This is a genomic window from Anaplasma marginale str. Florida (assembly GCF_000215485.1).
Lineage (GTDB): Bacteria > Pseudomonadota > Alphaproteobacteria > Rickettsiales > Anaplasmataceae > Anaplasma > Anaplasma marginale.
In genome coordinates, this window is the sequence record NZ_AFMS01000142.1 from 1 (window position 1) to 14,266 (window position 14,266).

The window sequence follows — 14,266 nt, forward strand, 5'->3', positions numbered from 1 at the left end:
TATTAATGACCCCGCACCAGATCCCCTCCCTGGGCCGACCATTATGTCGTTCTTTTTACTCCAGCAGATAAAATCTGCCACTATCAGAAAGTACCCAGAGTAGTCCATGGATATCACTATGCCAAGTTCGTACTGTAGCCGGTTATGGTATTGCTCCTTCTTATCTCCATCAATGTTTTTAGCTCGCAATCGCGCTTCCAATCCTGTTTTCGCGCATTCCGTCAACTCTTCAGCCTCAGTTCTACCACCTGAACACGGAAAGTGCGGCAATGACGGCTTTCTAATTTCCGCAATAAACGCGCATCTTCGGGCAATCATCGGAGTGTTGCGCACAGCTTCTGGGATGTCAGAAAACAGTTCGAACATCTCCTTGGACGTCTTAAAATAGTGCTCTTCGGTGAGTCTGCGCCTACCTTCTTGCACTATATATGTCCCGTCCGAAATGCAAGATAGCACGTCATGCGCTTGGAAATCGCCCCTACGTACAAAAAACACGTCGTTCGTGGCAACCAGGGGAATATTGCGCTCGTATGCAAAACCAATCAATAGCCCCTCTACCTCCTTCTGGGATTCTAACCCATGGCGTTGCAGCTCTACGTAGACATCATTGCCAAACGTTTCTAGAATCGCATTTATTGCCCCCATCCCGGCGCTTTTCCCAAGCAGGGCGCGGGCTAAAATATCATCGTGCCCCCCGGTTAGCAGGAGCAACCCCGAACCTTGCCGCAGTAGGCTGTTAACATCAACCCTATTAGCCTTTCCTGATTGATTTTCTTTGAATCCGTTACTTACTAGACTAATCAAATTCACGAAGCCTTCGTGGCTTTTCGTGAGCATTAGAATGTTTCCCAAGTCCTCGCCCGCATCGTGCACCATGATGTTGCACCCAACTATGGGCTGCACACCAAAACTTGCGGCACAATCAGAAAATTCCAGGGAGCCGAATAGATTTCCAGAATCGGTCAGGGCAACTGCCGGCATGTTCTGGTCCACGCACATCGCCACCAGCGATTCTATCTTGATCATCCCCTCCAGAAGGGAGTAATCGCTGTGCGTTCTAAGATGAACGAAAAGTCCATCAATCATGCAAGCCCATGAACACCTAAACTTAGTGGAACATTATACAGGCAAGACTTGTCGTGAAAAGGCCCGAGGCATAATCTGCGTCTATCACCAACAGTTGGGCAGGACATGCGCTATGCAAGTGCCAACTCGGTGCTTGAACTCCGCTCATGGCACATTACGCGCTGCTTGGATATTACTGCCACAATGGGGGAATGTTCTTCGTTGGTAGAATTCGCTAGGTCCCCAAGGCCGCTGTAGCTTGGAATGCTACACATGTGTCGGTCGGGTAGCCGCCGCGCGGAGTTACGTCCACTCACCAGTGGTACAACATCTCACCGAGCCGTAACAACGTGGGCATCGCGCTGACTTTAATGGCTACAATGGCTATGCACGTTGGTTTGCCACCTTAATAGCTGCCACCTTCCAAGTATTCATTCATACAGTAACACTCCGGCATCTCCCACGAGCGCCACTGGGCCAGGCAGTAGGATGCGTGGTTTCTCTTTGCCGCCGCTAGTTGCCACTGCTGGAGCGTAGACATGCCCTTCATCGCTCTTATAAACGCAGAGCTTTCCTTCATCGTATAGTAAGCTAGGAGCCAACCCATTGTAAGTCTCAGTCGCCCTCATTATATCACCGGCATGAGAAAAATTGACTTCCACTTCCTCTTTGTTGCCAACTCTCACACCACCTCCCGGAATTACAAATTTGGCCGATGGGGCAAAATCCCAATCATCGGCATTCTCCAGGCCATCATAGTTTCTCTCGACCCATTGCTTATCCTGGGCTTCTACATACCTTCCGTAAAAGTGCATACCTCGTGGCTCCTCACTGCTTGGCACACCGCAAAATGCGCTTGCAGCCCCATTTCCGCCAGACCATAGCTCAGCCAGCTCCTCCTTAAAGAGTACGAGATCAGCATCGGTAGCAAACACTTTATGGCTGAGTCCGTCATAAATGCGCTGCGCCACCTCAGCAGCGGAGGAGTTCTCAAGCATATCCAAAAAGTCACGCTTGTTTGGCGCGTATCCCCAATTTCCGCACATACCGATAATTGCTTCGTCGAAGCCATGTATCTGTGGAGCATGTGGCAATTTGCACATGTCGTCGGCTTCTATCCCCAAGAAGAGGTTAAACTCAGCGCTACCATGGCGGCAATCATTCACATGCAATGCGGTCAGGGCATAGGGTTGACCGCCCTTTTGATCCTTTTTGAGAATATCCTTCCCTAACATGCACCTATCACCGTCATCGGGGTTATCTGCGGCGTCACTCACGGCGAGGAAAGGGTATATCCCTGCGCACGCACAGAATACGGAAAGAGGCGTCGCTATGTTACTGGCTCTCATAATAATCTCCAAAACCACTTAGGAGTCATAATAACTCCCGCATCTTTTCCTTTAAGGCATAAAACAATTATGTTGTATCTTACCGAGCGTTAACACGCGATTAACTCTTCACGCTAATTTTGCTTGTACACATTACATACACTTCACTAACTGTGTGGCTAAATGCGGCAATGGGGCGTGGTTTGTGTTGACAATTAACACGGTGTCGCCCACAATTGCCCCGGTTTATATGCGGTGCCTCGGTATGAAGCTTGGTTTAGCTCAAAGTACAGGGCCAGCTGGAGGTGCTGGTTCTGGTGTTTCGAGCACACCACTTGACGGTAAGCGTGCAGAAATCATTGGGCTGGTGCGGGAGAAAATACTCGCACACGTGGCTGGGGCACACGTGGAAGTGGTTGACGAGTCGCATAATCATGCAGGGCATGTGGGGAGCCGGGGTTATGCTGTATCCCACATGAAAATCCTGGTAGTTTCAGATCGCTTTGCGGGCATGAGTAGACTGAACAGGTGGCGGTTGATGCACGAGGTTTTATCAGACGAGGTGAAAATGGTGCACTCTGTTTCCTTTTTTCTGGTAACCAGTGACGAACAGACGGCGGAGGGGAAAGATGGCCGACACAACAACTAGGCGCCCAGAGGAGCAACCAGATGCGGATCCGTTGGAGGTAAAAAGCTGTGGGGTAGTTACCACATACCCGGTGTATAGGCGTTCCACTGTTCCTTTTTCCAGCATTAGAGAAATCATAAGAGCGTACGGTGGGTATTGCAACTCATCGGGTAAGATGGTTGGCGTGGATGCAAGCTACGGAAACATCGCTGCTCCATCTTGCACGTCTCTTGCTGAGGATGTACGGGCCATAGATGGGGGAAAATATGCGCTGCTATTCCCGTCGGGCCTTTTGTGTTTGACCATGGCCTGTGTAACATTCTGTGACGCAGGGTCGCACATTCTGGTTCCAAAAAAGGCGTACTTCAAGCTGCACAGATTCATACAGGAGTCTTGCCCCAGACTTGGGAGAAGTGTCTCTGTGTACGAATCAGCCGAGGATGTGCCAAAGATGGCAAATGAGAAGACGTCCTTGATATTTATTGAAACCCTCAGCTCCTCCAGGTTAATCATAGAGGACGTGTCGCCCATAATAGCATTCGCGAAAAAGCGTGGCATAGTAGTTTTGTGTGACAACTCCTGCATTCCCACGGTGTTCAACCCTTTCAACTGTGGAGCAGATATCGTGATGTATTCCCTAACGAAGTATTTTGGCGGGCATTCAGACGTAATGATGGGCGCCCTGATAGTGAACGACGAGGGGATTTTTGACAGGCTGTATGTGGACCACCGGAACTACGGCATTTACGTATCATCTGACGATTGCTACCTGGTACAGCGCGGGATGAAAACCATGAGAGTGCGCATGCAGCAAGTGCAAAGTACTGCGATCGCCCTGGCTTCTAGGCTGCAGGCACACAAAAAAATATCTCAGGTAATTTACCCGGGGCTGCCATCGTACCCGCATCGCGAGGTTTGGGAAAAGTATTGCCGCGGGAAGTATGGCTTGGGCCTCGTTAATTTGATGTTTGACGGAAATTACTCGGTCGAAGAGGTGGATCGCGCGCTGGAGGGAATCGATACTTTCAAAATTGGGTTGTCGTGGGGAGGGTGTCGAAGCATAGTGATTCCCATAGTTTCCAAGGGGTCGCTAATAAACGCGCCGCAAGCTGGCATTGACGGGCTGCGGGTTTACTGTGGCTTGGAAGATCCAGAGGAAATAATATCATCGGTGGAAAGGGCATTGTCCAGGCTGCCATAGTTCACACTGGGGTTACGCGCATCATGAGGGGGCCAGGCAAATGGCTGGGAGTTGTTCTGCCGCCGCAGAGAGTTGTTGCAGTCGGGCAGCCAGTACCCGCTTTCCACCAAAAACCACGTCTTTCAACAGCTGTAAGTATGTTGTAACAGACGTCAAAATGTGCTTGTGATACACCACGTTGTATGCTTTACTCCCCCAAAAAATTGCTGCTACACGCCCTATGAACATCGACAGCATTGTCAGGGAGCTGGTTGGTCAGGCTTCCGGGATCACCGCTGATTCCAGAAGCGTGAAGCCCGGATTTATCTTCGTGTGCTTGTCAGAAGCCGCAAAAGGGTTCGTGCCGGATGCAGTCAAGGCTGGGGCAAAATTTATAGTTGCCGGCAATGCTGGTGGATTACCGCACGTAGATCATTCGCAAATAATCATCTGCCCCATGCAGCATGATCTTTACTACAAATTGGCTTCCGAGTTTTACCACGGCAGTCAGCCCGAGTTCGTCGCAGTAGTGACGGGCACGAATGGAAAAACTTCTGTGGCGGATTTCTGTAGGCAAATTTGGTGTCTTACCGGGCACACAGGGGCCAGCATGGGCACTTTGGGCGCCATAGTAGGCAACACAACTTTGCCCAGCAGCACCTCATTTACCACACCTGACGCGGTGGAGCTGCATAAAACGTTGAGCACACTGCGTGACCTGCAAGTCAAATACCTGTGCATGGAGGCTTCGAGTCACGGCATGGCACAAAAGCGCTTGTATGGGGTAAAAGCCAGCACTGCAGCTTTCACCAATCTCTCCGGTGACCACTTGGATTACCACGGTAGTATGGAAAAATATTGGGCTACAAAGCAAAAATTATTCTCCGAGGTGTTGTCACGTGAGGGATGCGCGGTGCTAAACGCGGACTCGGAACAGTATGAGGAGTTAAGGGAGTTGGCGGCGGGCCGCAACATAATTACCTACGGGGTTGACACCGGTGACGTAAAGTTGGCCCGCCTGGAACGCAATACACAAGGGCACAACATAACAGTAAAAATGTGCGGTGAGGTGATTTACGACGGGGCATTTCCAGTTTTGGGAAAATTTCAAATATCAAACTTGCTATGCGCATTGGCTATAGTAGCGGCTTCAGGATCCGGACACAGAGATGTTCCCATTGACAGGTTAGCATCCCCACGAGGGCGCATGGAGCTTATAGGTGACCGCATAATTATTGATTATGCGCACACGTCCGATGCTTTGAAGCATGCCCTAACCTCGCTGAAGTGGCACGGATTCCCCCAAAAAACAGTGTTAGTGTTCGGGTGCGGGGGCGACCGCGATAGAGAGAAACGCAAAACCATGGGTATGGTGGCCAGTCAGTACGCTGATGTGGTTATAGTGACAGATGATAATCCGAGAAGTGAAAACCCAGAAACCATACGAAAAGAAATCATGTTGCACTGCGAAAATGCAATTGAAATCCCAGATAGGGGCGACGCGATTCATTATGCAGTAAATTTTGCAATTCGTAACAACTATGTACTACTAATAGCCGGCAAGGGGCACGAGACCACCCAACAAATTGCGGGAAAATCGGTAGAATTCAACGATGGAACCGCGGTTAGGCGTTGCCTGAGCGAGATGCAGTACGCATAGGCCACTATGGGTATAGATCAACACAGCTCCATGAGCCACTATCTCCGCGGCTGTATTGCTTTCTGGAATGAAGCCTGTGCGCTCCATCCTCCCAAAACTCCACCACGTGCGGGACAACTCTAACACCCCCCCAGTGCCCCGGTCGGGGAATCTCCTGGCCATCGAACCTCTGCCGCTCGCGTTCAAACTGCTCAAGCAACAGTTTTCTACTCTCTAAAACCGCAGACTGCTGCGAGCACCATGCACTGATTTTACTCTCGCGGGACCGGGAAGCATGATATGCGTCAGACTCGCTCGCATCCATAAGCGTCGCCAACCCCTCCACACGCACCTGCCTGCCGATATGTCGCCAGTCAAAAACTAGTGCAACTTGCGGATTGTCGGCAATTTCCCTACCCTTTCTACTGTTAAAATTTGTAACAAACTCAAACCCCGCTTCACCATACTTTTTGAGCAGTACGACCCGGGCCGATGGCCTGTTTTGAACATCGCAAGTAGCAAGCACCATTGCAGACGGCTCACGCATATGGGCGCCAGTGGCCCGCAGCATTTCAGAATACCATAGACCAAACACATCCATGGGGCTACTATCAGCTTCCCTCACGCAAACACCGCTGAAAGGCATTATCAGCCATGATACACCTTCGAAAAAATCTATCAAGCCCGCTCACAAAGCACCAGATAGTATGCGCCGCATGCCCCATAAAGACGCCTGCGAAAACAACCAGCCATGCGGCCGCGTTACCCGCCAACAACCGCATCAATAAACCGGTCTATGCGCTCTGAGTTTTGCGCTATAATGTCATCCGCGTCACTCTGCAGTGCCTGCATGTTTTTGCGCGAGGCATCGGTAAAGTTGTGGCTCGCCCGGTTCAGGAATCCAGTTATCCTGGTGTACCGGTAGTTGCCGACCATCCTGGTCATTTGGTAATCTACAGCATCCATACCTGCATCAAGAAATACGTTAGCTACGTTTAGCGCCCAAAACGCTAGGCTATCTCGTACGCGCAATACGGGCTTAGACCGCTCACCCGACCCCACCGACAGGAAATACACTTCCTCGCCCGGATACAGCACGCTGGACGCGGCATATCCGCAGATGGATGGATTGTTAGCAACAAGCCCGCTGTCGATCATGCAGCATTTTGTGTTTTGGATAACGACATTTCTTGGGGGAAAAATTGTGGGGGCCGCCGATGCCGCAAGCAGAACGTCAACGAGTTTCAGGTCCTGAAACTTAGGCTCCCAATTGCGCATCATGAAGGTGTACCCCGTATGAAGATCGTAGCTCGGTATCATAATGTTCGCCGTAACGTTACCCATTTTCAGGTTAGAAAAAAAGCCACTGAGCGTATTTTCCAAATTTTTCGGGGAGAACCTTGTACCTACAACTACAGACAGCGCTTGCCTCACCAATGAAAAGGCAAATATGCGCGGACCAAATTTTAGAAAAAATCCCAATAAGTCAGAAGCCGTATGCTCGGCCCTTCCCTGACCATTCCTTAGAGCGAGAGCGACAGCTATAATCGCCCCTACTGAGCTTCCTACAAACAAATCGAAAACTTCACCGGCGGGTTTGCCGAGCCTTTGCTCTACCTCATAAAGCACTTTGGCGGCAATAATGCCCCGTATACCGCCACCATCAACAGAAAGAACGTATCTGGCCATACTACCCCTAATATGTCGAGCTTGAGGTAAAAATTATTGACCAAAGCATAAGGGTTACGAAGCACATTAATCTCATTCAGGGCCGCGCAACCCGAACACAATGCTGCGTACCGCATCTACCAAATGACATTTCCTCATTGCACGGCCAAACAAGCCGTGGTCCGACGTTTGCGCCATAACTAGCCCGGGTATATTTACCACGCGCATATAGCAATCTAGCATCAACGAACTACGTCGCGGCACTCAAAACACACCCTATCATAGATATCTGTGCAACACACCACAGAGTGGCGGTAGGAGCTGCTATGGTTTAGGCACTGTAAAATTGTCTTTGATGAATTTCGTACCAATCTTTGCGCCTTCACTGTTAATCGAATGATCAAGGCCCTGCAGCTTGTGCTCAACAACAGGCACGCCTTGCTCACGTAAAAAACCCACACATTCGCTAAAATAGTGGATTGGAATTACATAGTCATCAGTTCCGTGGACGACACAAACATTGGGTTTCGAGCGGATTTTGGGCACCAGAGCATGGGGGAACGGTATAGCCCCAGAGTAGGCCACAATGGAGGCGCATTTTTTTGCTCTGCACAACCCAACGTATATGGCAAGCATTGCCCCCTGGGAAAACCCTACCAAAGACAGCTCGCTATCACCTATTGAGAATCTAGCTAGCTGCGCGTCTATAAACTCGTTCACATCCTGAACTGCCTGCATAATTTCAACGAACGCAGTGCTTTCTTCCATGTCTCGCACACTGTCTGAAAACCAAGTGTAGCCATTGCCGTAGTTCATATGTGCATGTGGAGCTAAAAATTGAGCAGAGGGAAGTTCTTTTGACATATGCGGAGCGAGAGAGATCATGTTATCGCCACTTGCTCCCCTACCATGCAGCATTACTACTAAATTTTTTACTGAGTCTCCAGAAAAGAAACTAGGGCCGTTCATTGATATAACCACGCACTCCTCCGCACATAAACAAAGATAGTCCGGCATTGTATCAGGCAATACCAGCACGCACCAGCCAATATTGTGCATACCAATTGTATATACCATTGTCTGTGTTGCGTACCCGTGTGGTATATCGCATCGTGCGTATCAATATTAACGCGCTATAATGGGCGAACGGCAATCCGAGCGCGCAAGCGAGAATAGAAAGGTTGCAAGTCAGGCGCCATCTGCATGGCTTAGGATTTTCTATCCACCAAAAGTATGTGAACAGTATTAAGATCTTCTTCGGAAACGCTGTTTGCCTCTGGATTTCTGATGTTGTCAACCAGATTGGCGAGCAGCACCCCGTTGAGGTGGTCCATCTCGTGTTGTATGCACCTTGCAAGCCAGTTATATGCCCTTATAACGCACTCATTACCCATGAGATCCGTGTATTTTAGGTCGAGATGCTTGGGCCTACTTATTCCGATCAAGCCGTAAGAGCTGGCTGAAAGACACCCTTCAAACAAAACCACCGTTTCGCCCGAAAAGCTCACTATTCTGGGGTTCACGCAAACCAGGTTATTCCCATTGAGTGAGTGATAACCAGACAACACTTTGATGTCCTGCGCCGCGTCGAACAGCCCGCTAGCCACGTTGATTGCAAAAACCCTCTTGGAAACGCCCAGCTGGATAGCAGAAAACCCAACGGTTCCGCTGGTATTTATCACTTTTGTCATCCGGTCAACAAGCCCTAAAACTTCATCGTCTACCTTTTCTATCGGGGAAGATTTAGTTTGTAGGACTCTCAACTCCCGCGTGTTGTCCACAGACAAAACCCGCATCACCTATCCTCTAATACAGAGACTATAAAATGTCAGAACGGCGCTTTGGTGCGCGTGGAAAATGTGCGTTTTCCGGCCGCAGTTGCGATTGCTGCGATTGCCGGGCGTGAATCCCTATCTGGGCACACAACCGCCAGTATATCACGTCGTTACTTAGTATGTATTGATAGTTGTTGCAGTTATGGCAGATAGTGGTAAATACACCTCACAGGAGCTTTGGTGTTTGCTGTCGTGCGTGGTATTATTTTCGGAATATGGTTTAGGTGCAGCAGTGTCGTTCTTCAGGTTTAGCCATAGTCCACGTTTTTGGGTGCCACCTGAAGTCGCCCACGGGCTTGTGATTTTTGGACTAAAGCATGGGTTGTTCCCGGAGGTGCGGGGGCAAATGCCCGAGTGTTTAAGCATTGAGGTGTGCCACTTAAGGTTTAGGACGCCTATAGGGCTGGCCGCTGGGTTTGACAAGAACGCCGAGGTCATAAAACCCCTCATAGGCATGGGCTTCGGGTTCGTAGAGGCCGGCACTGTGACAAAAAAACCTCAGTCGGGAAACAAAAGGCCACGCCTTTTCAGGATAGTGGACCAAAAAGCTGTGGTAAACCGCCTAGGGTTCAACAATAAGGGCATACAGCGTTTCATCAAGAAAATTGACAGAAAAGAGCTAAACAACTTGGTGTTTGGCGCCAACTTGGGTATCAACAAAACTTGTACTGATCCTCCCGCGGAATATGCCGAGATGGTCAGGAGTGTATACGGGCTTTCCAGCTATATCACCATTAACGTTTCATCGCCCAACACCGCGGGGCTGCGTGACCTTCAGAACAGGGGCCCTTTGAGTGAGATTCTTTCCTCCGTAAGAGATGCGCGGCGTTCCGTTGACCAGGCGGAGTCTGTTCCCATATTTTTGAAGATAGCCCCAGATATAAGCGACGAGCTCAAGCAGGACATAGCTGAAGAGATTGTGAAGCACAAAATCAGCGGATTGATAGTTAGTAACACTACTACCGACCTCAGCCTTTTGGGAAAAGATAGAAATAAGTCAATCACGCAGGGCGGGTTAAGCGGCAGGCCGTTGTTTGACCTGTCCACAACAGTGCTCTCCGAAATGTATTCCTTGCTCCGGGACAAGGTGATACTAATAGGGTGTGGGGGTGTGAGCAGCGGAGCGCAGGCTTTACAAAAATAAAAGCCGGTGCATCGTTGGTGCAGCTGTATACCGCCCTAGTGTACGAGGGTTTTGGAGTAGTGAAAAAGATCAATATGGAGCTAGCCGAACTTCTGACACAAGAGGGGTTTTCGAAAGTAGAGCAGGCTGTGGGCGTAGATGTGCAGTAAAGCAGCATGATAGTTGCGGTCGATGTTGGCAATACTAGCACTAAGATTGCGTTATGTGAAAATGGCACAGTTGTAGACAAGTGGAGGATATCTACCTGCGGGAAAAGAACTGCTGCTGAGTATTTTTCGTGTATCAGCGTGCTGGCGTCGCGCAGGTCTGCTGATATTCTCGCAGGGGTGCGTGGGGCTGCAATTTCTAGCGTTGTACCAGTCGTTAACAGACATGTAGAAGAGCTGTTTGAGCGCTTTTTTAACATTTCTCCGGTGTTCATTACGAACTCCCATGCAGACTTATTTGGACTTAAAATTTGTCTGGCGCAACCCACCATAGGCGCGGATAGGGTGGCCGATTTGGTTGCTGCAAAAACCGTGTGGCCTACAAGCGACCTGTTGGTAATTGACATGGGCACAGCCACCGTTTTTAACCTGCTAGATAGGAATGGCGGCTTGTATGGCCAGGTTGTAGCCCCGGGTGTATCCTGCTTGGTACACAGTATGAGGGAGTGCACGGCACTGCTACCACAAACTCTTGCTCGGGAATCAGAAAAAATAGTATGTGATTCCACAGCTGCATCGCTGGAAGCTGGGCTCTATTGGGGATATAGAGCAATGGTTGAAGGCATTACAAAGCAGATAATGCGCGAGAGCACCCGGACCCTGCGTGTTATAGCCACTGGGGGAGGAGTGGGCCTTTTCAGAAATTGCGATTACCTCAACCACATCGACGAGTTGCTTACGATAAAGGGAATTGTGCAAATTTACGAAAAAACGCAAGGCTGAGGGCCGCCGCGCCTGTCATGTTTGTGGACCAAGGTTCCTAACCTTGCCTACCAGGGCTTGAGCGTTGCCACGTGGCCGCCATTCCCCAATTATGCATGCTCTCCTAGTATGGCACTAACGCGGTTGTCTATCTCGGCAACTCCAGGAATCAGGCTCTTGTCCAGAGCCAAAACCTCAACCTTATAATCCCGTGTTACGTTCATGCCTACCGTGCCCGGAGTCAGAGTGATTGAATTTGCCAATATAAACGCGCCCAGCTCACCACTTTGCCCGGTCTCCACAAGTGCCATTACGGGCGCGCTCATGTCGCGTACGTTCGGCGCGAACACCCTCTTGGTCACAAACCACGCAGACAGCACTGCCTGGCCGAATATCCACGGCAAATATAGAAAAATAATCCTGCAAAACCTTGCCGCGCTCCCACGAGGCGGTTCATATCTGGAACCAGATTCTTCCTTGGCACCTATCACGTAGCACACGGCAACCGACAGCAGCGAGCTTACCGCACCAGCGGACAGGAAAAACGCGTCAAAATATCCGGAAAACACCACCCAAAGCACCATTTGAATCAGTAACAACCCAAGCATGCTCGTACAAACCAGAAATACCACGGCCGTAAAATACTAACATTAAATTTTAATAATCCTAGCATTTATGACGTAATGAGCTATTGTGTTGAATCGGGTTACTGATAGAGTATATGCGTAGACACATTTGGTTCGTAATGGTGGCAAGTGCCGCCGCGTTTTCGTGTGCTGCTTTCATGAAAAATCTAGCTAACTTCGGTTCCCGCGGCAAGATCGCGTTGGTTGATATACAAAAAAGTGATTCCCGGGTCGAAGATGCAAGTCGAGACATTAATATGGGTATGGAAGAACATTAGAGACTGCAGACAGGTCCTGTACTGGTAGCATAAGCACCGCGCATTGCGGTGCATGGGTGGGTTTGGTACGTGTAGTGATAATCGCTGCGTCAACTCTCCCTATGGCGTAAAATAGCCAGGAAAACATTCTGGGTTACAAGGTGCATGCAACACTGGAGAGCGTACTAAAGGCAAGGTGTGAGTCTATCGCATCCAAGGGCCTACTCAGGAAAGTGGCCACCATCACCAGGAAAGCCACCAGTAGGCAGGTAATAACCGCAGATGGAATGCAGCTCATTTCTTTTTCCTGCAACGATTACATGTCCCTGGCCAACCACAGTGTGGTAAAAAGAGCCGCTATCAAGGCCATAGAGCTTTATGGAGTAGGGGCGCAGGCATCGAGATTGGTTACGGGCAATCACCCGTTGTACAAGGAGATAGAAGAAAAAATCGCTGCGATCTACCGCACAGAAGCCGCTTTAGTATTTAGTAGTGGGTACCTAGCAAATGTGGGGAGCATATCCACAATCGTTGGTCGGCACGATATGATACTTGCTGATAGATTAATACATGCCTCTGCAGTCGATGGGGCAAAGTTATCTGGGGCCAAGATTTATAGATTCATGCACAATGACTTGGCTCATTGTGAAGAGCTGCTGAAAAAATATCGTAAAATGCACAGACATTGCCTTGTGCTGGTTGAGGGGGTATACGGCATGGATGGGGACCTGGCACCAGTAGATGAACTGGCAAAAGTAGCCAGGGAGCACGGTGCATGGCTTGCAGTAGACGTGGCACACAGCTTTGGTATGACAAGCACACTGCAGCCTGACATTTACATAGGCACTTTGTCCAAAGCTACGGGAGCACTGGGAGGATACGTCTGCTCCTCGCGGGTGGTGATAGACTACCTTCAAAACGCCGCAAGAAGTTTCGTATATACAACTGCCCTCCCCCCAGCAATAGTCGCGGCGGCAAGCGCTGCTATAGACATAGCCCGTGAGAGTTGCGAAATCCCAATTACGCTCGCAAAAAAGTTTTGTGAAGCCATGGAACTACCAGAGCCCAAAAGCCATATCGTGCCTATTATAATGCGAGACCCGCACAGTGCGGTGCACGCGGCACAAATTTTGGCGAAAAGGGGATTTTTGGTGGCGGCTATACGCCCACCCACTGTGCCCACTCCCAGACTCAGATTCGCATTCACCGCAGCACACACGCTACAAGACATACACAGGCTGTGTGAGACATTAAGGCAAGAGCGCATCCTCGCCACCTTTGCTGCTCCTCTTACCTCACCGTAGTTGGGTCCCGCTTGTACGGCCGTTGTAAATTCGTTATACATTGTAATTGCTTTAATAATTAATTAGCGTACAATCCGCCCTTGCCTGCCCCTTGCATACCACGGCATCACAATTTCGCAGATGTACCATAGAAAATGTTAGTTGTCCTGGAGCGGAAGATTGTGTAGAGTGTCAGTGTTGTGGTGGGGTTGCGTTTTGGGGCCGTAGCTCAGTAGGATAGAGCATTAGATTCCTAATCTGAGGGTCGTGCGTTCGAATCGCACCGGTCCCACTTTCTGTATCCGTGGTGCGTGCTGTAAGGTGGCTATGGGTCTCTCTCATACGTTAGAGGCATATCTCTTGTTGTTTACGGACAGCGTGGTTGGATCCGTGGTCCTTCCAGTAAATAGGGCAACGGTGTTTGACATCATATGCTGTTTTGGGGGCTACAATCCGCTAACATCAATATTGGTTGCAACTCTGGGAGCGCTGCTGGGGGGCATCGTAAACTGGTGCCTGGGCAGGCTGGTAATGTTCGCACGGATGAGGTATCACAAGTCAGAATATACCCAACCTGGCGGCTATTTACAGTTGGCGTGCTTGGCGCCCCTGGCATTATTATCTTGGACACACATCGTGGGCTCCCTCATCAACGTATCCTGCGGATATCTGCGGGTAAATCTCGGTTACACATGCCTTGCCGTG

General features: G+C 49.9%; 12 protein-coding genes, 1 tRNA gene and 1 pseudogene. 7 read left to right on the forward strand and 7 right to left on the reverse strand.

Features of this window, described 5'->3' with window-relative positions; all coding sequences use genetic code 11:
* Both GAC_RS03925 and GAC_RS03930 read right to left on the reverse strand, forming a co-directional pair.
* The coding region (locus tag GAC_RS03925) for a PHP domain-containing protein (protein WP_037349511.1) at window positions 1-1,086 on the reverse strand (1,086 nt) is incomplete at its 3' end.
* A 410-nt stretch (window positions 1,087-1,496) separates the two neighbouring features.
* Entirely contained in the window at window positions 1,497-2,432 is a 936-nt protein-coding gene (locus GAC_RS03930; protein WP_010263149.1) for a hypothetical protein, read from the reverse strand.
* A gap of 226 nt (window positions 2,433-2,658) precedes the next feature.
* On the opposite strand from GAC_RS03930, the gene GAC_RS03935 reads away from it, so the two are divergent.
* The 3 genes from GAC_RS03935 (at window position 2,659) to GAC_RS03945 (ending at window position 5,861) form a co-directional block, all read left to right on the forward strand.
* Window positions 2,659-3,042, forward strand: coding sequence for a BolA family protein (locus GAC_RS03935; RefSeq protein ID WP_010263146.1), 384 nt, complete (start codon window positions 2,659-2,661; stop codon window positions 3,040-3,042).
* Window positions 3,023-4,222: a trans-sulfuration enzyme family protein gene (locus GAC_RS03940; protein ID WP_010267207.1), complete on the forward strand. Its 1,200-nt coding sequence runs from the start codon at window positions 3,023-3,025 to the stop codon at window positions 4,220-4,222. The genes GAC_RS03935 and GAC_RS03940 overlap by 20 nt, the downstream gene beginning before the upstream one ends.
* A 220-nt stretch (window positions 4,223-4,442) precedes the next feature.
* Window positions 4,443-5,861, forward strand: coding sequence for a UDP-N-acetylmuramoyl-L-alanyl-D-glutamate--2,6-diaminopimelate ligase (locus tag GAC_RS03945; RefSeq protein WP_010267204.1), 1,419 nt, complete (start codon window positions 4,443-4,445; stop codon window positions 5,859-5,861).
* A gap of 4 nt (window positions 5,862-5,865) precedes the next feature.
* Here the strand turns inward: GAC_RS03945 and pdxH are convergent, their stop codons facing one another.
* The 4 genes from pdxH to GAC_RS03965 form a co-directional block, all read right to left on the reverse strand.
* A complete protein-coding gene (gene pdxH / locus GAC_RS03950) occupies window positions 5,866-6,486 on the reverse strand; it encodes a pyridoxamine 5'-phosphate oxidase (protein ID WP_010267203.1) in 621 nt (206 codons plus the stop codon).
* A 116-nt stretch (window positions 6,487-6,602) separates the two neighbouring features.
* The gene (locus GAC_RS03955) at window positions 6,603-7,529 is read right to left on the reverse strand and encodes a patatin-like phospholipase family protein (protein ID WP_010267201.1); all 927 of its coding nucleotides are present in this window, start codon (window positions 7,527-7,529) and stop codon (window positions 6,603-6,605) included.
* A gap of 303 nt (window positions 7,530-7,832) precedes the next feature.
* Window positions 7,833-8,585, reverse strand: coding sequence for an alpha/beta hydrolase (locus tag GAC_RS03960; RefSeq protein WP_010267200.1), 753 nt, complete (start codon window positions 8,583-8,585; stop codon window positions 7,833-7,835).
* Between the two features lie 131 nt (window positions 8,586-8,716).
* Window positions 8,717-9,304 (reverse strand): peptide deformylase, encoded by a 588-nt coding sequence (locus tag GAC_RS03965; protein WP_010263124.1) that lies wholly within the window; start codon window positions 9,302-9,304, stop codon window positions 8,717-8,719.
* Between the two features lie 181 nt (window positions 9,305-9,485).
* Here GAC_RS03965 and GAC_RS03970 point away from each other — a divergent pair.
* Window positions 9,486-10,636: pseudogene (locus GAC_RS03970) on the forward strand (quinone-dependent dihydroorotate dehydrogenase).
* Between the two features lie 6 nt (window positions 10,637-10,642).
* Window positions 10,643-11,416 (forward strand): type III pantothenate kinase, encoded by a 774-nt coding sequence (locus GAC_RS03975; RefSeq protein ID WP_010267198.1) that lies wholly within the window; start codon window positions 10,643-10,645, stop codon window positions 11,414-11,416.
* 89 nt (window positions 11,417-11,505) lie between these two features.
* Here GAC_RS03975 and GAC_RS03980 read toward each other — a convergent pair whose 3' ends face one another.
* Window positions 11,506-12,003: a Na+/H+ antiporter subunit E gene (locus GAC_RS03980; RefSeq protein WP_010267197.1), complete on the reverse strand. Its 498-nt coding sequence runs from the start codon at window positions 12,001-12,003 to the stop codon at window positions 11,506-11,508.
* Between the two features lie 436 nt (window positions 12,004-12,439).
* On the opposite strand from GAC_RS03980, the gene GAC_RS03985 reads away from it, so the two are divergent.
* Window positions 12,440-13,582, forward strand: coding sequence for an aminotransferase class I/II-fold pyridoxal phosphate-dependent enzyme (locus tag GAC_RS03985; protein WP_010267193.1), 1,143 nt, complete (start codon window positions 12,440-12,442; stop codon window positions 13,580-13,582).
* Between the two features lie 197 nt (window positions 13,583-13,779).
* Window positions 13,780-13,853 (forward strand) — tRNA-Arg (locus GAC_RS03990).
* Window positions 13,854-14,266 lie beyond the last annotated feature (413 nt).

Coding starts and splice junctions, on each gene's coding strand:
- GAC_RS03935 (WP_010263146.1), top strand. CDS start 2,659: ATGAAGCTTGGTTTAGCTCAAAGTACAGGGCCAGCTGGAGGTGCTGGT.
- GAC_RS03940 (WP_010267207.1), top strand. CDS start 3,023: ATGGCCGACACAACAACTAGGCGCCCAGAGGAGCAACCAGATGCGGAT.
- GAC_RS03945 (WP_010267204.1), top strand. CDS start 4,443: ATGAACATCGACAGCATTGTCAGGGAGCTGGTTGGTCAGGCTTCCGGG.
- pdxH (WP_010267203.1), bottom strand. CDS start 6,486: ATGCCTTTCAGCGGTGTTTGCGTGAGGGAAGCTGATAGTAGCCCCATG.
- GAC_RS03955 (WP_010267201.1), bottom strand. CDS start 7,529: ATGGCCAGATACGTTCTTTCTGTTGATGGTGGCGGTATACGGGGCATT.
- GAC_RS03960 (WP_010267200.1), bottom strand. CDS start 8,585: ATGGTATATACAATTGGTATGCACAATATTGGCTGGTGCGTGCTGGTA.
- GAC_RS03965 (WP_010263124.1), bottom strand. CDS start 9,304: ATGCGGGTTTTGTCTGTGGACAACACGCGGGAGTTGAGAGTCCTACAA.
- GAC_RS03975 (WP_010267198.1), top strand. CDS start 10,643: ATGATAGTTGCGGTCGATGTTGGCAATACTAGCACTAAGATTGCGTTA.
- GAC_RS03980 (WP_010267197.1), bottom strand. CDS start 12,003: ATGCTTGGGTTGTTACTGATTCAAATGGTGCTTTGGGTGGTGTTTTCC.